Source organism: Nonomuraea wenchangensis (assembly GCF_900111685.1).
Taxonomy (GTDB): domain Bacteria; phylum Actinomycetota; class Actinomycetes; order Streptosporangiales; family Streptosporangiaceae; genus Nonomuraea; species Nonomuraea wenchangensis.
The window spans coordinates 85,434-105,246 of the sequence record NZ_FOHX01000002.1 but is presented as its reverse complement, the minus strand read 5'-3'; the positions used below and the strand labels follow the sequence as shown (position 1 = coordinate 105,246).

At 72.8% G+C, this 19,813-nt stretch carries 13 protein-coding genes; 9 read left to right on the top strand and 4 right to left on the bottom strand.

Annotated elements, in window-relative coordinates; translation table 11 throughout:
• Positions 1-41 precede the first annotated feature (41 nt).
• Positions 42-3,002, top strand: coding sequence for an NACHT domain-containing protein (locus BMW85_RS50780; RefSeq protein ID WP_177240490.1), 2,961 nt, complete (start codon positions 42-44; stop codon positions 3,000-3,002).
• Between the two features lie 16 nt (positions 3,003-3,018).
• Positions 3,019-3,789 carry a caspase family protein gene (locus tag BMW85_RS04840; RefSeq protein WP_091077440.1) on the top strand — a complete coding sequence of 257 codons (771 nt, stop codon included), beginning with the start codon at positions 3,019-3,021 and terminating at the stop codon, positions 3,787-3,789.
• A 22-nt stretch (positions 3,790-3,811) separates the two neighbouring features.
• On the opposite strand, the gene BMW85_RS04835 is transcribed toward BMW85_RS04840, so the two are convergent.
• Complete coding sequence (locus tag BMW85_RS04835) at positions 3,812-5,305, bottom strand: CehA/McbA family metallohydrolase domain-containing protein (protein ID WP_091078858.1); 1,494 nt, start codon at positions 5,303-5,305, stop codon at positions 3,812-3,814.
• 137 nt (positions 5,306-5,442) lie between these two features.
• Positions 5,443-7,731, bottom strand: coding sequence for a hypothetical protein (locus BMW85_RS04830; RefSeq protein ID WP_143082091.1), 2,289 nt, complete (start codon positions 7,729-7,731; stop codon positions 5,443-5,445).
• Between the two features lie 155 nt (positions 7,732-7,886).
• Between BMW85_RS04830 and BMW85_RS04825 the strand changes: the two genes are divergently transcribed.
• The 5 genes from BMW85_RS04825 to BMW85_RS51800 are packed head-to-tail and all read left to right on the top strand — an operon-like array spanning position 7,887 to position 13,543.
• Positions 7,887-8,399 (top strand): DUF4365 domain-containing protein, encoded by a 513-nt coding sequence (locus BMW85_RS04825; RefSeq protein ID WP_091077435.1) that lies wholly within the window; start codon positions 7,887-7,889, stop codon positions 8,397-8,399.
• On the top strand, positions 8,396-9,496 hold the full coding sequence (locus BMW85_RS04820) for a hypothetical protein (RefSeq protein WP_091077433.1): 1,101 nt from the start codon (positions 8,396-8,398) through the stop codon (positions 9,494-9,496). Before BMW85_RS04825 ends, BMW85_RS04820 begins: the two co-directional genes overlap by 4 nt.
• Before the next feature lie 2 nt (positions 9,497-9,498).
• On the top strand, positions 9,499-10,137 hold the full coding sequence (locus BMW85_RS04815; protein WP_091077431.1) for a hypothetical protein: 639 nt from the start codon (positions 9,499-9,501) through the stop codon (positions 10,135-10,137).
• Positions 10,134-13,421, top strand: a complete 3,288-nt coding sequence (locus BMW85_RS04810; protein WP_091077429.1) for an ATP-binding protein — start codon at positions 10,134-10,136, stop codon at positions 13,419-13,421. Before BMW85_RS04815 ends, BMW85_RS04810 begins: the two co-directional genes overlap by 4 nt.
• Positions 13,418-13,543: a hypothetical protein gene (locus BMW85_RS51800; protein ID WP_281249546.1), complete on the top strand. Its 126-nt coding sequence runs from the start codon at positions 13,418-13,420 to the stop codon at positions 13,541-13,543. Before BMW85_RS04810 ends, BMW85_RS51800 begins: the two co-directional genes overlap by 4 nt.
• Here BMW85_RS51800 and BMW85_RS04805 read toward each other — a convergent pair.
• Together BMW85_RS04805 and BMW85_RS04800 are read right to left on the bottom strand one after the other, a co-directional pair.
• Entirely contained in the window at positions 13,521-14,651 is a 1,131-nt protein-coding gene (locus BMW85_RS04805; protein ID WP_091077427.1) for an ATP-grasp domain-containing protein, read from the bottom strand. The genes BMW85_RS51800 and BMW85_RS04805 overlap by 23 nt on opposite strands.
• A 70-nt stretch (positions 14,652-14,721) precedes the next feature.
• Entirely contained in the window at positions 14,722-17,085 is a 2,364-nt protein-coding gene (locus tag BMW85_RS04800) for a family 20 glycosylhydrolase (protein WP_091077425.1), read from the bottom strand.
• A 177-nt stretch (positions 17,086-17,262) separates the two neighbouring features.
• On the opposite strand from BMW85_RS04800, the gene BMW85_RS04795 reads away from it, so the two are divergent.
• Both BMW85_RS04795 and BMW85_RS04790 read left to right on the top strand, forming a co-directional pair.
• Positions 17,263-18,750 (top strand): sulfatase family protein, encoded by a 1,488-nt coding sequence (locus tag BMW85_RS04795; protein WP_245774627.1) that lies wholly within the window; start codon positions 17,263-17,265, stop codon positions 18,748-18,750.
• 46 nt (positions 18,751-18,796) lie between these two features.
• Positions 18,797-19,804 (top strand): aliphatic sulfonate ABC transporter substrate-binding protein, encoded by a 1,008-nt coding sequence (locus BMW85_RS04790; protein ID WP_091077423.1) that lies wholly within the window; start codon positions 18,797-18,799, stop codon positions 19,802-19,804.
• The last annotated feature ends 9 nt before the right edge of the window (positions 19,805-19,813 follow it).

Here is a 19,813-nt window from a genome sequence, read left to right as displayed (position 1 = left end):
GCTGTTCGCCGAGGCGACGTTGCGCTCCTTCGCCGCCGCCCGTGCCCGACGACTGGCTGGTCACCCGGCGGGCGGACCTGGAGGTGGAGATCAGGGGGCTCGACGACGCCCGGCGGCTGGCCCGCGCCGTCCACCGGGGCCGGCCGTACAGCCGGCCGGTCACCCGGCTCTCCGCCGCCCTCGCCGGCGCAGGACGGCGGTGGGAGGGCGGCGACGACCACCGCGTGGTGCTCCTGGAGGGCGGGCCGGGGGCGGGGAAGAGCACGGCGCTGCGCGACCGGGTACGCGACTCGCTGGAGGAGGCGGTCCGCCGCCCCGGCGCCGAGCTCGTGATCCCCGTCTACGTGGACCTGCGCGACTTCCGCCCGGGAGGGCCCGTGACGGCGGCGGCCATCCGCGCGCACATCATGGCGTGCATGAGCGGCGGCGGCGACGGCCGGCTCGCGTCCTTCGTCAGGACGTGGTTCGACCACGGGCTGGACGCCGGCTGGTGGTGGTTCCTCTTCGACTCCTTCGACGAACTGCCCGCCCTGCTCACCGCGCGCAACCCGGCGAGGACCGCCGAGGACTACGCCTCGGCCATCACCGCGTTCCTGTACGACCTCACCCCGTGCCGCGCGGTCATCGCCACCAGGGACGCGGCCGACTGCGCCACCTTCCGCAGCCTGCCGCAGCTCCGGATCCTGCCCATGAGCACCCAGGTCCAGCGCCAGCTCATCGAGCACATCGCGGTGAGCCGCGGCCGGCGTCTCCGGATCAGCGGCTGGCTCGCCACCGCGCCCGCCCCGATCCAGGAGATGGCCGAGAACCCCCTGCTGCTGAGCCTGCTCTGCCACACCATCACGCGCCACGCCGAGACCTGGGTGCCGGGGGACCGCTACGAGGTGCTGGACGGGTTCGTCCGCGACCGCCTGAGCCCCGACGAGCGCCGGGCGGAGTGGGTCGGCGACTTTGCGGCCGAGATCGCCATGGCCATGACCCGTGACGCCGGCCCGGGGCTGAACCCGTCCGTCGCCGAGTTACGCGCGGCGCTCGCGCCGCCCGGCGGCGGCGGTCCGCCTCCGGAGGCAGCCGTGCTCCAGGTGCTCGACGAATTGAAGGAGGCCAAGCTCGGCAGGTACACGACGACCGCGACCCGGCCCGCGCAGCGCCGCTTCGCCTTCGCACACCGCAGCGTCCAGGAGTACTTCGTCACCCGGGCGCTGCTGGCCCAGCCGGACCGGGTGCCGCCCAGGGAGCTGCTGTCCGAGCCGCGCTGGCAGGGGGCGGCCGTGTCGCTGCTGCGGACCGGCCCCGCCGCGAACGTCGCCGCGCTGGTGGCCGAGGCCCGCCGCATCCTGGACAGCGACCCGAGCGACCCGAGCGACCCGAGCGGGCCGGGCGAGGAGGATCGGATGGGCGCGGACCGGCCGGTGCTGGCCGTTCTCGCGGGCGGGTTCGCCCCTCCGGAGCCTGCCGAACTACCGGCGGACATCCGGGACAGAGTGGGCAGATCGCTGCTGCGGATGTGGGCAAAGGGCAGCGGGTCGGAACGGATCGAGGCGGTGCGGTTCGTCCCCGCCGCCGATCCTGGCACCGCCGTCAAGGTGCTGAAGCTCGCCTTCGGCCATTCCAGCGCGTTCTACCGTGACGAGGCGTACCGGCGGACGGTCTCGATGCCGCGCATCCCCGACACCCTGCTGCACGAGGTGCGCCGCAGCCTGGTCACCCTGTGGGTGGACGGCCGGCTGTGGCGGGACGCGGCGATCGTGGAGGCCCAGATGCGCGGCGGCAGCCTGCTCGGGGCCGTCCGCCTGCTGCGCTTCGGCTGGCTCGCCGACCTGGCGCTGTGCCTGGCCGTGATGCCCGTCTGGTTCCTCTTGACGGACGAGGAGCAGGACGTCCAGATGCTGGTGATCGGCGGCGGCCTGTTCGGCCTGTTCTGGCACCTGGGCTACCACCACGTGCTGCGCCAGGCCGCGTGGCCGGGGGCGGAGGGGCCCTGGCACCGGCGGGTCTGGCGCTTCCTCCGGCACACTGCGCTGTTCCCCGGCCAGGTGTCGGACTTCGCGTCGTCGTTCAGGCGGATGCTCTGCGGCGTGTCGGCGTTGGGCGCGATCCTGCTCCTGCCCATCGACTACTTCACCGGAGCCCCGGCAGGCACGGTGCTCGGCCTCCTGGCGCTCTCCGTGATCGCGCTGCTCGTCTGCGTCTGGCCGTCCGGCGTGCGCGAAGCCGTGCTCCACGGGCGTACGGGGGCGGACCTGGGCGAGTGGCTGCTGCTGCCGCTGCGCCCGTTCCCGCAGCGGTTCCGGCGGGCCGGGCGCCGGCTGCGCAGCCCGGCGCGCTGGTGGCCCGACTGGCTGAGACCGCGGGCGCTGTCGCGCTACTACAGCGGCCGCTACAAATGGTGGAAGATCGCCGGTACGGTCGCCGCCGTGCTCGCGGGCGGAGGCTACAGCGTCTTCGAGGACCCGATCGACGCGCTGCTGCGGGAGAACCCCCTGCTGCGCCGGCTCGTCGCCACAGCCGCGTTCGTGATCCTCGCGCCGCTCTACCTCTACGGCGTCGTCCGGATCACCCGTCCGCTGCTCCGGGCGCGCCGGGACCGCAAGGCGGTGGACGCCTTCCGCGCCGACGCGCAGCGCGCGGACCCGGAAGTCCTGGGGCTGCCGGCGTTCCTGGAGATCCTGGCGGCGCTCCGCACCACCGACGGCCTGCACCGGCTGGTGAGCGGCCTGTCCGCCGAGCCTCAGGAGGAGCTGGCGGACGCCACCCTGCTGCCGGTCGGCGCGGAGGTCATGGAGCTGCTGTCGTGGATCGCGGCGGCGCGGGAGAGGTTCGACGCCCTTGAGTCCGCGAGCCCGGGTGAGGACGCGCCCCTGACGCTGGACGGGTGGCGGGAGGAGTGGGAGGCGCTGCTCACCGACGACGGCGACCTCGAGGTCCTCGCGCTGGCCGACCGGGAGTCGCTCGACCTGATCGCGGCGCTGCAGCTCACGTGGAGCGCCAGAACGGCCTGACGGAGGATGATCATCCATGTTGCACGCGGTGTTGGTGGGCGTCGACCGCTATCTCGACCCAGGGATCGCCTCCCTGCGCTACGCGGCGGCCGACGCCGTCGCGATGGCGGAGCTCGTCTCCAGGGTCGAGCCCGCCGAGCGGGAGATCACCCTGCTGCTGGACGCCGACGCGACCCGGCGCAACGTCGTCATGGAGATCGGCGAGCGGCTGCCGCGCGCCGTCGCTCCCGGCGACGTCGTCCTGATCTACTTCGCCGCGCACGGAAGCCCGGAGAGCGACCCCGCCGACCCGGACGACGTGGCCCGCTACCTGGTCGCCCACGACACCGAGCTCGACCACGTCTACACGACCGGCATCACCATGGAGCACCAGCTCCAGAGCTGGCTCGCCCGGCTGAGCGGCCCCAGGCTGGTCATGGTCGTCATCGACGCGTGCTTCAGCGGCATGGCCGGAGGGCGTACCTTCGAGGGCCCCACCCTCCGCCGCCGCCGTGAGGGGACCCGCGTCCCCGGGGTCGTCTCGCTCAAGGACCTGGACCTCGGCGAGGGCCGGCTGATCATGAGCGCGTGCGGGGAGCACCAGGTCGCGCGGGAGTTCGCGTCGCTGGGCCACGGGGTCTTCACGCACTACCTGCTGCGGGGGCCAGGCCAGGTCGAGGGCGCCACGGTCGGCGTCCATGAGCTGTACGAGAAGGTGGCCGGAGCCGTGCGCCGGCACACCAAGGGCCGGCAGGTCCCGGTGCTCAACGGTCGCTCCGCGATCCCGCGGCTGCCCCGCCTCTGGTGACCTCGGGCGGGGCGCGCGGTGCTCAGCGGACCCGGATGAAGACCGGGTTGGAGTAGAACCAGAGGTCCTGCCAGGGGTTCTCCTTGCCGTCCGCGAGCGGCTCCATCTCGTCGGTGCTGGTGCCGCGCACCCGGAGGTAGCTGTCCTGGCCCACGTCGCGCAGGGTGTGGCGGATGACGAGGTCCTGGCCCTGGCGGCGCCAGTCGTTCGGGCCGAAGCGGGCGACGACCTTGGTGGTGGGGTTGGTGGCCGCGTCGAGGTCGGCGCTGACGCCCGTGACCTGGCCGGTGATGAGGTCGACGCGCCGGACCTCGGGGCGGTCGCCGTTGCCGTTGACGCCGTTCAGCGGGCGGAAGCGGATCTCCACCTCGACGTCGCCCCGGTTGCGGCTGTTGACGACCAGCGTCTCGCTCACGGTGGCGGAGCGGCCCTGCGCGCTCGCGGTGACGTCCAGGGCGGTGACCAGGTCGCCCGTCGTGACGAAGATGCGGCCGTTGCGCAGGGCGTCCATGATGTCGCCGTAGTCCTGGCGGGCCATCACGTACGTCTTGCTGTACTCGCCCGGCCAGAAGTCGGAGCCGCCACGGGTCCAGTGCACGTGGGAGTCGGAGGTGGCGGTGATCCACCAGTGCCGGCCCTCGCCGAGCAGGGAGTCCCACAGGCCGCCGACGCGGGCGGTCATCTGGTCGAAGCCGCCGTAGGTGGGGTGGTTGCCGTAGCCGCCGCGCGCGCCGCCGTTCAGCGGGCCGGCCTGGTGGCCGGGGGCGCCCTCGAAGCCGACGTACACGTCGGGGGCCACGTTGTTGCCGTTGCGGAATTCGCGCGGCGTGTCCTGACCCCACACGCCCAGCCCGGACGCCGAACGCGAGGCGTGGTGGGCGATGACCAGCGGCTTCTGCCGCATGTCGCGGGCGGCCTTCAGGAACTCCACCATCTTGGCCTCGGTGTCGCGGCCCGGGTCGGCGGGGAAGGCGTCGTGCTTGGCGAAGCGGCTCTCCAGCTCGAACAGCTGCTGCGCTTCCCCGTCGTGGTGGGGGATCATCAGGGTGTGGTGGTCGAGCGCCGGCGCGTCGAACTCCATGCCCCAGAACTGCAGCACCTCGGGCACCAGCACCCGCGAGCGCAGCAGGTCGGGGTACGCCTGCTCCAGGTTCACCTTGGAGTGGGTGGGGCCGCCGTGGTCGGTGCACATCGCCCAGGTCAGGCCGAAGTGCTTGGCCATGATCGCGTTGGTGACGATCGGGTAGACCGCGTCCGCGCCCTTGTGGAAGGTGGGCGGGCTGGTCTTGGTGTCGAACTCGCCGCTGTACTCGGAGTGGATGTGGTGGTCGCCGGCCCGCCACCTGCGGCCGTTGCCGCCGCCGTTGCCGAACTTGCGCTCGTCGTCGGCCTGGGCGGGGGTGCCGCCCATCAGGGGAGCGGCAGCGGCCAGGGTGGCGCCGACGCCGGCGTACTTGACCAGCCGCCGGCGGGAGAGCCGGGCCGCCTCGGCCTGTTCGGCCTTGTTCTTGCTCACGGTGAAGCCTCTCGTGCGTGCGATGAGGGTGCCGGGCCGCAAGCCTTAGGGAGTGGATCGAACGCCGAGTGAACGACGTTCGGTACGCGCGCGAACAGCGTTGGATCATCGGATGCATCGGGCCATTGACGACGGCCCTAACGCCGCTGCCGTGGCTTCCGGTAGGTGGTGATCTGGTCGCCCGGTCCCGGGTACGCCATGATGAGCAGCCGCTGGGTACCGTCGCCCTCGTCCTTCCAGGGGAACCAGGCGTAGTGCACGCGGATGCGGTAGTGGCCCTTGCGTCCGCCGAGTGACAGGTCAGGCAGCACGCTTCCGCTCAGGCCGTCCATGAAGACCATCTCGCCGGTCCTGTTGAGGTAGCCGACCTCCACGACGTCCGCCCAGCCCTTGGTCTCGACGGGTGGGCGGCGCGTGTAGGTCTCCAGCGTGACGCAGACGTGGAAGTCGGCGCGCGTGGACACCCGCAGGTGGCCGGGCCCCGACTCGACCGGGCCGGCGGTCGTGCTGCGGCCCTCGGTGGCGTACTCGTCGTACAGCTCCAGCCCCGCCTCGGGCCACTCCGGCTCCTTGAGCCTGATCGCCTTCGCGGGCCTGATGAGCGGGCGGTGCCGGGGGGTGGCGGCGCACTTGCGCCGCTCCTCGGCCTGGAAGTCGGCGAACTCGCGGTCCTCGGCGGCATCCTCCGCGCGGGCGTCGGCGTCCGCGGCCGGGCAGATGCCGGCGAGCGCCCAGTTCAGGCCGCGTACGTTCACCCCTTCCACGTCCCGCAGACGGGCCAGTTCGGCGGGGTCGGCGCGGGTGTAGGCGGCGCACAGGCGGCGGCCGTGGGCGAGCACCACCTGGTCGGGCGTGGTGGCGGCGAATCCGAGCGCCTGATGCTGACGTACGGCGCAGAGGTAGGCACGGGGGCCGGTCCGCGGCACGGGCTCCCGGGACTCGCCGGCGCGCTCCCAGGGCTGGGCGGGCGAGCAGTCCGCGGCGGTGGTGACCGGGCCACGGGACTGGTCGGCGGCGGGCAGGAGGCACAGCGCCACGGCGACGGCAAGCGCCGCCACCACCACCTGGTGGCGCGGGCGGGCGGCCGGCGGCGGGGCGGCGTACAGGAAGAACAGGACGAGGGCGGAGCCGGCGAGCGCGGCGCTGTACCAGAGCGGGGAGATGCCGAAGGCGAACCCGCCGTCCGCGTCCGGCACGAACAGCCCGTCCGGGTACCACCTCAGCCGCTGCTCGACCACCTCGGGGATGAGCAGCCAGTCGGTGTCGCCTGGCGTGGTGAGCGTGGTGACGACGCCCGCCGCCGCGGCGAGGGTCAGGGTCGCCGTCGTGATCCGCAGCAGCCCCCGGGTCCTGCGCACGACCGCGACCAGGACCAGCACGGCCGGGGCGCCGACGCCGACGAGGAGGTCCAGGGCGACCCAGAGCAGGGTCGCGGGCTCGCTGACGTACCCGTGGAAGAGCTCGTCGAGCAGACCTCTGGGGCCGATCCACGCGGGCATGCCGTTCGCGAGGTTGACGGCGGCGGGGACCAGCGGCAGCGCCACGGCCACGGCGGCGAACGGCCACGTCCACGTCCACGCCCGCGCGGGCGCGACGCGGACCGGCGCCACTGGGGCCGGCTCGGGCGCGGGGGCGCCGAGGTCGTGCGCCGAGCGGGCCTGCCACGCCGCCGCGAGCACGCCCAGCACGCCGATGAGCATGAACAGCACCAGGCCGGGGTCCAGTCCCCCGCCGAACGTGATGAACGAGTGCCCGCCGGACGACAGCAGCGACAGCGCCGCCGTGGCCGCGCCCACCCGTACGGTGCCCCGGGTCCAGCGCGCGTCCCTGGCCTGACCGGCCAGGACCGGCACCAGCCACAGCAGGTGGACGAGGTCGCCGAGCCAGCTCGGGGAGACGACCTTCACCAGGTCATAACTCCCGAACTGGATGATGAAGGTGACCGCCACGTCCATGACGGTGTCCGTCAGCCCCGCCACGAGCCCGACCAGGCGCAGCGGGCGCGGCAGGACCCCGGCGAGCGCCACGAAGAACAGGCAGACGACGGCGACCTGGAGCAGGTCGGCGGGCAGATAGGACCACCACAGGTAGGGGAGCGGCAGCCGGGGCAGCAGCATCGAGACGACGCCGAGATACAGGGCGGCCCGTAACAGCCGGACCGGCCGGTCGTTGGCGGCCGGCGTGCCGGCCGGACGTCCGCGCAGCACCTGCCAGTAGGCCCAGCCCTGCACGATCCCGCCCGCGACCAGCAGGACCTCGACCCACCAGGCGGAGGTCATGGTGTCCGCGTCCCACCCCGTGGCCACGATCGCGCGCAGCAGCGCGGGATCGCCGGTGACCAGCGCGAGAACGCCGGCCACGACGACCGCCGTCACGTAGCCGACGGCGAAAAAGGCGGCAGTTCTCCCGAAACGGTACCGGCGCACGGAGGACAACCTTAGAGCACAAGGGGACGGGTCCCGTCGCGATTATGTGCCAGTCGAATTCGCTAAATCAGGATGACCCTAAAGAAAGGAAGGAAGAGCGTCCCCTTTTGCCGCTACTCTTCTGCGTCGGGCGGTCGGCGGACGAGGGAGACTGCGTGCTGGACCAGCGAAATCATCAGGGCAAGTTCGCCGAGGACTACGTGCGGGTGCTCGCCTCGGCGGCGGGCCTCCTCGTCTATCAGGACGACCTCGACCACGACGGCATCGACCTGGGCTTCCGATATCCCGCAAGGACCGGCCACATTTCCTCGCCCGCCATCGAGGTGCAGATCAAGTCCTGGTCGGCCCCCCGGTCCAAGGGCGCGGCCCTGCATTATTGCGGGCTGAACGAGGTGCAGTACAACAAGCTCGTCGACGGCCCGTTTCTCGTCCCGCGTTACCTGTTCCTCGTCGTGGTCCCCCAGGAGAGCGACCGGTACGCCCGCGTGGAGACCGACGGGCTCACGTTGAGCCGGCTCTGCTACTACCGCGGCTTCGAGGACGACCGGCCCGTCCCCGCGCCCAGCGCCGCACGGAAGGTGCCGCTCCAGGTGCCGCTCGGGAACGTTCTCACGGTCCGCGCGTTACGCGAGCTCGTCGGCGCGCCCGCGGGCCCCTCCGACCGATGAGGAGCCTGTCGGTCGCCGACGTCAGCAGCTATCTCGCCGCGACCGGCTGGGTCCGCCGGCCGGGGACCTGGCGGGGCGCGGCGAGCTGGGTGCACGACGGCGACCACGAGATCCTGGTGCCCGGCACGGACCACCTGGCCGACGGGCCGCGCCGGCTCAGGGAGATCCTGTCGCTGCTCGCGCTGGTCGAGGGCCGCGCGCCCGAGGACATCGCCTCCGACATCGGCTCGCCCATGGCCGACGTCCAGTGGTACCGCGCGCCCATCGTCCCCGCGGGCGGGGAGCTCGGGCTGGTGGACGCGGTCACGGCCGTGACCAGCGCCCACGCCGCCCTGAGCGCGGCGGCGCGGGCCGCGCTGAGCGGGCCACGGCCGGTGTTCGACGGCCCGGCTCCCAAACCGGTGCGCGACCTGCTGGCGCGCGTCCGGATCGGACCGATCGTGCCGTCCACCGACCTCCTGACCGTACGCCTCCCGCTGGACGGCGGCGGCCTCGGCGACCCTCCGCTGGCCCGCCGCGCCTTGACCCTGCTCCAGCGCGCCGCGCTGCTCCTGCGCCAGGCCACCGCCGAGGTGCGCGGAACCGGCGACATCGGCGTCTTCGACGACCTGGTACAGGACGGCGTGTCGGCAGACCTGTGCCTCGCGCTCGCCCGCTTCGCCGGAGCCGACCCCGGCGCCGGGTTCGAGGTCGGCTTCCGCTGGGCCCGGGGGCTGCCCGCCGAGGTCCCCGCGCGGAGCGTGGTCTTCGAGCCGGGCACCGGCACCCTGCTGCGCCGGGTCGGCCACCGGCTGCGGCGCCTGCACCGCGAGAGCGCCGCGGTGACGGGCCTCATCGGCGCGCTCGTCGACGACGGCGGCGAGGACCGGTTCCGCGTCCACGTACGCGGCCAGGTGACGACCGGGGACGGCGAGCCGCGCCGCGCCGTCATCTGGGTCCGCCTGCCCGGCGAGGCGGACTACGACATGGCCGTCAGGGCGCACCGCGACCGGATCCCCGTACGTGCCGCCGGCACGCTCAGGGAGGTCAACGGCCGCCGTGAGCTCATGGCGACCGGCTTCACCACTGTCGCCGACGATCGATCCGAGGAGAGCTGACCATGAAGAACACCGGCTTCGGCACCCGCGAACGGGCCGTGCTCCTGGGCCTGATGACGCTCGGCGGAACGGCGTCCAACGCGGAGCTCAAGGCCCACGTCGGATGCACCCTCGACGGACAGCCCCGGCACCGCCTCAACAAGAGCGGCCTCGTCATGAGCGAGAAGCCCGGCAGGTCCTACCGTCACACGCTCACCGACGACGGCTGGGCCTGGTGCGTGACGGAGCTGGACGGCTCCGCCCCGGATCGCGGCGGTTCGCTCGGCCGCACCCTCTACGGCGTGCTCCACCTGCTCAAGGGCTATCTCGACGCGGCGGACCTCAGCCTCGCCGAGTTCGTCGTCAAGGCCGGCGAAGGCGGCGCCGCCGTCGCCCCGGCCGAGCTGCCCGAGGCGATCCGGGACGCGTACTGGCGTCTGGCCCGCGAGCCGCAGGACTGGGTGCTCCTGACGCGGCTGCGCGCGGAGCTGGGCGACGTCCCCCGCGAGGCGCTCGACGAGGCGCTGCGACGGCTCGAACGCCTCCCGGACGTCCATCTGGCGCCCGAGGCCGACCAGAAGAGGCTGACCGACGAGGACAGGAACGCGGCCGTCCTCGTCGGCGGAGTGAGCAAGCATCTGCTGGCGATGGAGGCGCGATGAACGAGACCGAGGAACGGGCACTGCGCGCCATCTCCAGGGTGCTCACCTGGACGACCATGGCCGAGCACGCCTGGAACCCGCCGCCTTTCCATGTCGGCGGCGTGCACCCGCGGGCGGAGCAGCTCATCCTCGACGGCATCGACGAGGCGTGCGAGGACTCCAGGAGCAGTCCGCTCGGCGTCGTGATCCAGGGCGAGGGCGGCGCGGGCAAGACGCATCTCCTCGGCTGGGTCAGGGGCGAGATCGCGCGGGCCGGCGGCTACTTCTTCCTGGTGGACTTCAGCGCGGGCGACGACTTCTGGCGGCGGACCGCGGGCGCGATGGTCGACGACCTCGGCCGCTCGGCGGCCGGCCCGGACACCCCGACCCAGGCGGTGACGGCCCTGCGCGGCCTGGCCGCACTCGCGGGGGCCGGGGACCGCTTCGCGGCGGTCGTCGAGGACGGGAAGGACATCACCCGCGAGGACCTCGACGCCCTGGTGGCCGGTCTGGTGGCCAGGGACCGGCGGTTGCAGCGGTGCCGCGACACGATCCGGGCGCTCGCCCTCTACGCCGTCGCCTCGGGCCCCGCCTTCGACGTCGCGCACGACCACCTCATGTCGACCGAGGAGGCCGAGGAAGGCGACCGCGGGGCCTGGGGGATGAGCAGAGAGATCAAGGCGCCGCACGACATCGTGCTCGAGCTGTCGACGATCCTCGCGCTGACCGGCCCCAGCGTCATCGCGGTGGACCAGATCGACGCGCTGCTCGAACACTCCCGCGCGGCCACGGATCCGGACCCCGTCGCGCCTTCCGTGGCTGGGCCCCGCAAGGACGTCATCGACGGGATCGCCAGCGGCCTCATGGCCCTGGTGCACGCCACCCATCGCACGTTGTGCCTGGTGGCCTGCCTGCCCTCGTCGTGGGGCCTGATCCGGGACCGGGCCATCGGCACGGCGAAGGACCGGTTCCGGTTGTCCCTGATCCTGGACACGATCGCGAGCCCGGAGCTCGCCAGGAACCTGGTCGAGCGCAGGTTCGCGGTCGCCTTCGCGCGGGCGGGCTTCACCCCGCCCGACCCGGTCTGGCCGGTCGCCCCCGGCGCGTTCGCGACCGCGCCGGGCAGGACGCCGAGGACGCTGCTCCGCCTCATCGCAGCGCACGTCGCGGCCTGCCGGGCGGACGGCGTCGTACGCCTCCTGGAACGTTTCGACAGGGAGGATCCGGTCGCCGCACCGTCCCCTCCCGCCCCGGCCGTCGCCGTCGCCGTGCCGGAGGCCAACTTGGCCAGGCTCGACGCGCGCTTCGCCGACCTGTACGGCCGGGCGGACGTGTCGGCCGCGTTCGATCCCGAGCACGAGGACGAGCTGGCCCCTTCCCTGCTCGCCGCGGGGCTCCACGCCTGGATCAGGGAGCAGGACCGGGCGGGCGAGTCCTTCTCCGTCGATCCGCCGCCTGGGCGGCGGCCCAGCCTGCACGCGCGGTTGCGGCAGGCGCTGGACCCCGAGTCCGAGGATCAGCGGCACTGGACGTTCCGGATGATCGGTGCGGTGCACCACAGCTCGGCGCTGAAACGGCTGAACGACGGCATCGCGGCGTCCGGACTGGGGCCGGAGACGCCCGGACGATGTTTCGTCGTGCTACGCAACCAGGCGTGGTCGGACGGCCCGGCCACGCGGTCCCGCCTGGCGGAGCTCAAGGAGTGGGGCGGGCTCTCGCTTCCCGTACGGGGTGACGACCTGCGGGTCTTCGCGGCGCTACGGCAGATGGCGGCCGACGGGGACCCGGAGTTCGAGACCTGGCTGCGGGCCCGCCGCCCGGCCGGCGGCACGGAGCTGTTCACCGGCCTGTTCGGCGCGCTCACCCGCGAAGAGACGGCCCCGTCGCCGCAGCCGTCGATCCCTGAGACCGGATGGCCGGAGGGGAGCGAGCGGGAGGCCGCGCGGCCCGAGGGGAGTGGGCCGGCGCCCGCGCGGGCGGCGGAGAGCGAGCCGGGGCCCGTGGGTGGCCCTGTGCCGGTCATTTCGGTCGGCCGGCGCATGGACACCAGTGCCGAGCTCGAACTGAAGCTGGCCGCGCTCGCCCGCCACACGGCCGTGTTCGCCGGCTCCGGCTCGGGCAAGACCGTGTTCCTGCGGCGGCTCATCGAGGAGTGCGCGCTGCTCGGGGTGTCGTCGATCGTGCTCGACTCCAACAACGACCTCGCCCGGCTGGGCGATCCCTGGCCCGCCCCGCCACCGGGCTGGGGAGACGGGGACGCGGACAAGGCGGCCCGCTACTTCGCCGAGACCGAGGTCGTGATCTGGACGCCGGGACGCTCGCGCGGACGCCCGCTGACGTTCCAGCCGCTTCCCGACTTCGCGGCCGTGCTCGACGACCGCGACGAGCTGGAGACGGCGCTCGCCCTGGCCGTCGAAGCGCTCGCCCACCGGGCGAACGTGGACGGGGCGAGCGCCAAGGCCCGCAAGGGCAAGGCCATACTCCGTCAGGCGCTGGCCCACTTCGCCCGTTCGGGCGGCGGGAGCTTCGCCGCGTTCCTCGGCCTGCTCGGCGCGCTGCCGCTGGAGGTCAGCCAGATCGACCGGGCGGACCAGCTCGCCGCCGAGCTGGGCCAGCTCCTCACGGCCGCGACGATCACCGATCCGCTCTTCGCGGGCCAAGGTGAGCCCGCGGACCCGGGGGAGTTGCTCACCCCGTCCCCGGGCAAGCGGGCCCGCGTTTCCGTGATCAGCTTCGTCGGGCTCGGCGACCAGGCGCGGCCGGCGTTCGTCAACCAGCTCCAGATGGCCCTGTTCTCCTGGATCAGGCGGAACCCGGCGCGCGGCCGGCCGCTCGGCGGTCTCTACGTGATGGACGAGGCGCAGGCCCTGGTGCCGGCGACGCCGAAGACCGAGGCGCTGGCGAGCACGCTGACCCTGGCCTCGCAGGCCCGCAAGTACGGGCTCGGCCTGGTCTTCGCCACCCAGACGCCGCGCGGCCTGCACAACCACATCGCGGGCAACGCGACGACGCAGTTCATCGGCAGGATCAACAGCCCCACGCAGATCGAGGTGGTCAAAGGGCTGGCCCGGGCCCGGGGCGGCCGGGCCGACCGGGTGGGGCGGCTGGAGGCCGGGCAGTTCTACGCCGCGAGCGACGGCGTGCCCGAGGTGCTCGTACGGGCGCGGCAGTGCCTGAGCCACCATCCTCCTGACCCGCTCACCGAGCAGGAGATCATCGAGCGGGCGGGGCAGCGTTCTGCCAGGTTACGGGGCGGGGTGGGTGGGCAGCCGCAACGGCGAGAGCAAACGGGGGAGGCGTCATGACCGAGCAGCCGCAGGAGGATCGCCGGATCGTGGACGAGGACGTGGAGGACGTGGAGATGGAGGAAGAGGAGGTCGCCGAGTTCAAGCGCCTCAAGGAGCTCAACCCCGACGACTTCGAGTGAGTGACGCCCTGATCCTGGCCAGAGCGGGAGCGGGGTCGCGGAGCGACAGGGTGCTGTGGACGGCGCCGACGGCGTAGCGGAGGGTGCCGGCCAGGTCGAGGAGCAGGCCGGACCGGCGTTCCACGGCCGCCCGCCGCAGGTCGCCCTCCAGCCAGTGGTAGCGCACCCCGGGCCGGGCCCGCGTCGGCGGCACGTCGTGGCCGACGGCCAGGGCGGCCCAGGCCGCCGGTAGGTTGGCGCCGGCGGCGGTGGCGAGGGCCATCGAGCCGTAGAAACGGCCGTTGAGGTCGATGAGCCGGGGCCGGCCGTCCTCGGGCACCACGAACTGCAGTTGCGCGAGCCCGAACCAGCCGAGGGCGGCCAGCAGCCGGGCGGCGCGGTCGCTGATCGCGGCGTCCACCCGTACGGTCTCGGCGCGGCAGCTCGCGCCCGCCCCCGGCGGCCAGATGCGTGAGGCCACCTGCATGCAGTCGCACACCACCCGGCCGCCGGGCGCGGTGACGGCCGAGTAGGCCATCAGGCGTCCCTCGTGGAACTCCTCGACGCGCGGCTCGCCGCCGAGCCTGCGCACCTCGTCCACCCGGCGGCGGGCGGCCTCGGCGCCGGACACGACGAGCGTGTCGATCCTGGGCGGCGCCCCCGGCCGTTCCGGGTGGGCGTGCAGCCGGGACTTGACGACCAGGGGCGGGCGTTCGCCGGCGAGCGCCGACGGGTCGAGGGCGCGGGCCGTGAGGAAGCCCACGGACCCGGCCGCCTCGGACAGCTCCTGCTTGTCGATCGCGCGTACGACCTGCCGGTGTCCCGCGTGCGGCACGATCGCCCCGACCTCGTCCCTGAGCAGGGACAGCGCGAGGACCTCGGCCTCGCCCGCGCCGAAGACCACGTCGTAGCGGTGGTCGCGGACCGCGCGCCGCACGGCGGCGAGGAAGGCGTCGCGGTCCTCGTGCGCCGCCGGCACCAGGTGGCGCCGGCGGCGGAAGCGGGACGAGGACGCGAGGCCCGCGCCGGTGGGAGCGCCGACGCCGACCTCCCAGCCGGCCGCGGCGAGCGAGCGTACGGCGGCGAGCGCTCCCCGGCTGAAGCCGGTCTCCACGATCAGTGCGCGCACGGCGGTCCACGTCCCCTTACTCACGGCCGTCCGACGACGCCCAGGTACCCGTGCGGACCGCCGGCATGCGTCAGCGGACCGTCACCTCCAGCGTGCCGGTCACCGGGGCCTCGCCGGGCGAGCGCACGGTGAGCGTGCCGGTGTAGACGCCCGTCGTGTCGAAGGACCTGGTGGAGGTGACGGTGTAGGCGGCGTTGACGCGCATCCCGGGGATGCTCGCCTCCCGCTCCGTCACCGGCGCCGGGGTCTCCCTGACGCCGTCGTTCCAGGTGATGACCGCGCCGAGGTCGGCGGCGGCCTTGCCGGGGGCGGTGACGGTCCAGGTCGCGCCCGAGGGCCGGCCGGTGGCGGTGGTCACCGCAGGGGCCAGGATCTCCGTGCGCCACGCCACGTCGGCGGTGGGGAAGAAGTTGGTGCCCTGCACGGTCAGCCGGCCGCCCATCTTCGACAGGCGGGTCTTGAAGTCGCCGTAGTCACGCTGCGCCTGCGGGGTCCAGCCGGCCTCGGCGGTGGCAATGAGCCTCGGGTACGCGTAGTACTGCGCCTGCGGCACGCGGCGGATGAACTCGCCCCACACCGCCGACTCCACGCCCAGCACGCTGCTCTCCTGGATGCCGGGGATGTACGTGCCCGGGTCCCAGTTGTAGTGGCGGTCGAGACCGCACGGCCCGCCGCACGCCCAGGTGCCGCCGTCCGGCTGCCGGGAGTCCTGCTTCTGCGGCGAGTACGCGTTGGCCGCCGGCGACAGCACGACCTTGGCGCCGCGGTTCTTCACGGCGTTCGCGACGGCGTTGCGGTCGCCGTTCCAGAACTGCACGACGGCGTCGTCCTGGGGCAGGGCGCTGCTCGCGTACTCGTTCCAGCCGACGACGGTCTTGCCGAGCGCGTGCACGCGGGCGGTGAAGGCGTCGACCATCCTCACGTAGTCGGTGTGGCTGGTGACGTGCGCCTCGTCTCCTCCGATGTGCAGGTAGGGGCCGGGGGTCATGGCGGCGAGCTCGGCCAGGACGTGCCCGACGAACTCGTACGTGACCGCGCTGTTCGCGTCGAAGGAGGAGTAGCCGACGGAGCCGGTGCCGTTGTGCGGGACGGTGGTCTGGCCTGCGGCGGGCCTCGGCTGGGAGCCGGCGGTGTTGAGCTGCGGGACGGAGTGCAGCGCCGAGTTGACGTGACCGGGCATGTCGATCTCGGGGATGACGGTCATGCCGTTCTCGCCGGCGTAGCGGACGATCTCGGCGTAGTCGGCCTTGGTGTAGAAACCGGTGATGCCGGGCTCGGTGCCCCGCTCGGTCATCGCGGTGCCGCCGCCGACCCGGGTGAGCAGGCCGTAGTCGATGCCGGACGGGTTGCCCGCCGGGTCGTCGATCACGATGCGCCAGCCCTGGTCGTCGGTCAGGTGCAGGTGCAGCCGGTTGACCTTGAACAGCGCGGCCGCGTCGATGTAGGTCTTGACCTCGTCCACCGGGTAGAAGCTGCGCGCGACGTCGAGCATCATGCCGCGGTGCGCGAAGCGGGGGTAGTCGGTGATCCGCACGGCGGGCACGGTCCACGTGGTGTCGACGGTCTCCTTGGACTCGACCCACTGCGGGAGGAGCTGGCGGAGCGTCTGGACGCCGTTGAGCGCGCCGTTCGGGGTGGCGGCGCGCAGGCGGATCTCGCCGGCGGCGACGGACAGCGTGTAGCCCTCGTCCTCGTGGCCCTCGGGGCCCTTGCCTGCGCCGACCTCGATGATGATCGCGGCGGGGCCGCGGCCGTTCTCGGCGACCTTGAGCTTCTGGCCGGTGGCGCGGCGCAGCAGCCTGGCCAGGTAGTCGGCCGGCGCCTGCGCGCCGTCTCCCTGGGCGAGGACGCGGGTGTTCTTGTGCAGCGTGAACGGGGCGGCGCCGGTCTCGGTGACGGACACCGGCTTCGGGATCAGGCCGAGCGTGGGCGCGGGGGCGGCGGGCGGGCCGTCCCAGATCTCGAACTCGGAGATCGAGTAGCCGTAGGCGGCCCAGCGCTTGCGGCCCTGCATGCGTACGTACCCGACGGGCTCGTCGGAGAGCACGTCGATGACGTCGGTGCGCGGGCAGGTGTCGCGCTGGAGCGCGGCCACGTCGGTCCAGGTGCGGCCGTCGAGCGAGGTCTGCAGGACGAAGTCGCGGGCGCAGGCGTTCGGCCAGGTGAGCTTCACGTGGTCGACCTTGGCGGGCCGGGCGAGCTGGATCTGCACCCAGTTGTCGTCCTGGTACTTCGACGACCAGCGGGTGGCGGTGTCGCCGTCGTTGACGTGGGCGGCCACGAAGTCGGTGCGGTCCAGCTCGACGCTGGAGGCGGTGGCCGTGCCGGTCAGCGCCAGGTTGGCGGGGGGATCGGCGGCCCGGGCGGCGGGCGCCGGGGCCAGCAGCGCAGCCGCGAGCGCGGCTGCCGCGAGGGTCGCGAGGGGACGACGCATGGGTCTCCTTCTCATGGGGGGTCGGCTGGGGGATCAGCGCTCAGTCTGGCCACGCTCGCCGATTTAGGTCAAGAGACAGGAATAAAAAGGCGGACAATCCGCCCCGCTCCCTCTTGTGATCTCTCTGATCGTCCCTTTAACGTAAAGGCTCGGTACTAAATCGCGATCGGAGCATGAGTGACCAGTCCACGCAACGTCCTGTTCCTGATGACCGACCAGCATCGGGTGGACACCCTCGGCTGCTACGGCAACCCGGTGATAAGCACGCCCGCACTGGACGGCCTGGCGGCGGAGGGCACGCGCTTCGACCGGTTCTACACGCCGACCGCCATCTGCACCCCGGCCCGCGCCTCGCTGTTCACCGGGCTCCACCCGTTCCGGCACGGCCTGCTGGTCAACCCCGAGCGCAACGGCGGCGGGCGCGACGAGGTCGCCGAGCACGACCCGGTCATGTCCGCGCCGCTGCTGGCCGCCGGCTACAACATGGGCCACGTCGGCAAGTGGCACATCGGCCGCGAGCACGGGCCCGAGCACTACGGCATGGACGGCGAGCACCTGCCCGGCGCGCTCAACCCCTTCCACCACCCGTCGTACGAGCGGTGGCTGAAGGAGCGGGGGCATCCGCCGTTCGCCGTGGAGCGGCCGGTCTTCGGCAAGGCCGCCAACGGCACCGGCCGCGGCCACCTCATCGCCGGCCGGTTGAAGCAGCCGGCGGCGGCCACGATGGAGGCGTTCCTCGCCGACCAGACGCTGGAGCTGCTCGAACGCTACGCCCGCGACTTCCGCGAGGCCGGTCGGCCGTTCATGCTGTCGTGCCACTGGTACGGCCCGCACCTGCCGTACCTGATCCCCGACGAGTACTACGACATGTACGACCCCCAGAGCGTCCCGCTCCCTGAGTCCATGGCCGAGACCTTCGACGGCAAGCCGGAGGTGCAGCGCCGCTACTCCGAGTACTGGTCGGCCGACAGCTTCGACGCCGACGCCTGGCGCGAGCTCATCGCCGCCTACTGGGGTTACGTCTCCCTGATCGACGCCCAGATCGGCCGGCTGCTGTCCGCGCTGCGCGAGCTGGGCCTCTGGGACGACACGGCGGTGATCTTCACGGCCGACCACGGCGAGTTCACCGGCGCCCACCGGCTCAACGACAAGGGCCCGGCCATGTACGAGGACATCTACCGCATCCCCGGCATCATCCGGGTGCCGGGCGCGCCCGCGCGCACCGTGGACGCGTTCGCGACGCTGATCGACCTCAACCCCACCATCCTCGACCTGGCCGGGCTGCCGCCGCAGGAGCCGTGCGACGGCGAGAGCCTGCTGCCGCTGCTGTCCGGCGCGCCGGCCGAGGGCCGGGACTCGGTGACCGCCGAGTTCCACGGCCACCACTTCCCCTACTCGCAGCGCATGTTCCGGGACCGCCGCCACAAGCTGGTGTTCAACCCCGAAGGCGTGCACGAGCTGTACGACCTGGACAGCGATCCCCACGAACTGCGCAACGTCTACGCGGTGCCCGCCTACGCGGCGGTCCGCAGGGACCTGACCGTGCGGCTCTACCGCGAGCTGCTGCACCGCGGCGATCCCGCGTACACGTGGATGAGCTACATGGCCGACATCGGCGAGGGCCGCGCCCCTGACGTGGACGGCGTCGCCGACGAACTGGGCTGAGCCCGTCCACGTCACCCCCCGAACAAGAACGAGAAAGGATCCGCCGATGAGGCGTCCCCGCATCCTGGCCACCGTCCTCGCGGCGCTGGCCGTCCTCCTGCCCGCCGCCGGGTGCGGCTCCTCCGACTCAGGGGGCGGCGCGGCCGAGCCGAAGAAGGTGCGTTTCGGCTACATCGCCGACTTCTCCGGCGCGGCCGTGCTCGCCGCCGCCGACAAGCAGGGCCTGTGGGCCAAGAACGGCCTGGAGCCGGAGCTGAAGGTGTTCACCAACGGCCCGCTGCAGATCCAGGCGCTCGGCGCGGGCGACCTCGACTTCGGCTACATCGGCTCCGGCGCGACCTGGCTGGCCGCGAGCGGCAAAGCCAAGATCGTCGCGCCGAACATGCTCGGCCAGGCCGACCGCGTCATCACCTACCCGGGCTCCGGCATCTCCTCGATCGCCGACCTGAAGGGCAAGAAGATCGGCGTGCCCGAGGGCACCTCCGGCGACATGATCCTGGAGCTGGCGCTCAAGGAGGCCGGGCTGTCCGGCAAGGACGTGCAGAAGGTCAACATGGACGCCAGCACGGTCGTCACGGCCTTCAGCGGCAAGCAGGTCGACGCGGCCGCCATCTGGTATCCGCTGATCGACACCATCAAGAAGAACGTGCCCGACCTGGTCGAGCTGACCAAGAGCGAGGACTTCTACCCGAGGCTCAGCTTCCCCAGCTCCTTCGTCGCCCGCAACGAGATCGTCACCGAGGACGCCGACACCGTCAGCAAGGTGCTCAAGGTGCTCCAGCAGGGCAACGACTGGGTCGCGGCCAACACCACCGAGGCCGAGGCGCTGACCGCCACGTTCCTCAAGGCGCCCGCCGAGCAGTTCAAGGGCTCGTCGGCGGTGACGAAGATCCTGCCGACCAGCGAGCTGAAGGGGCTCATGGCGGACGGCTCGGTGTCCGGCTGGTACAAGGGCCTCGCCGACCTCTTCGTCACGATGGGCAAGCTGACCGAGTCGCCCGATCCGGCCACGTACATCACGACCGACCTCTACACCGCCGCGGCCGGCGGCTGACCAGCGGCG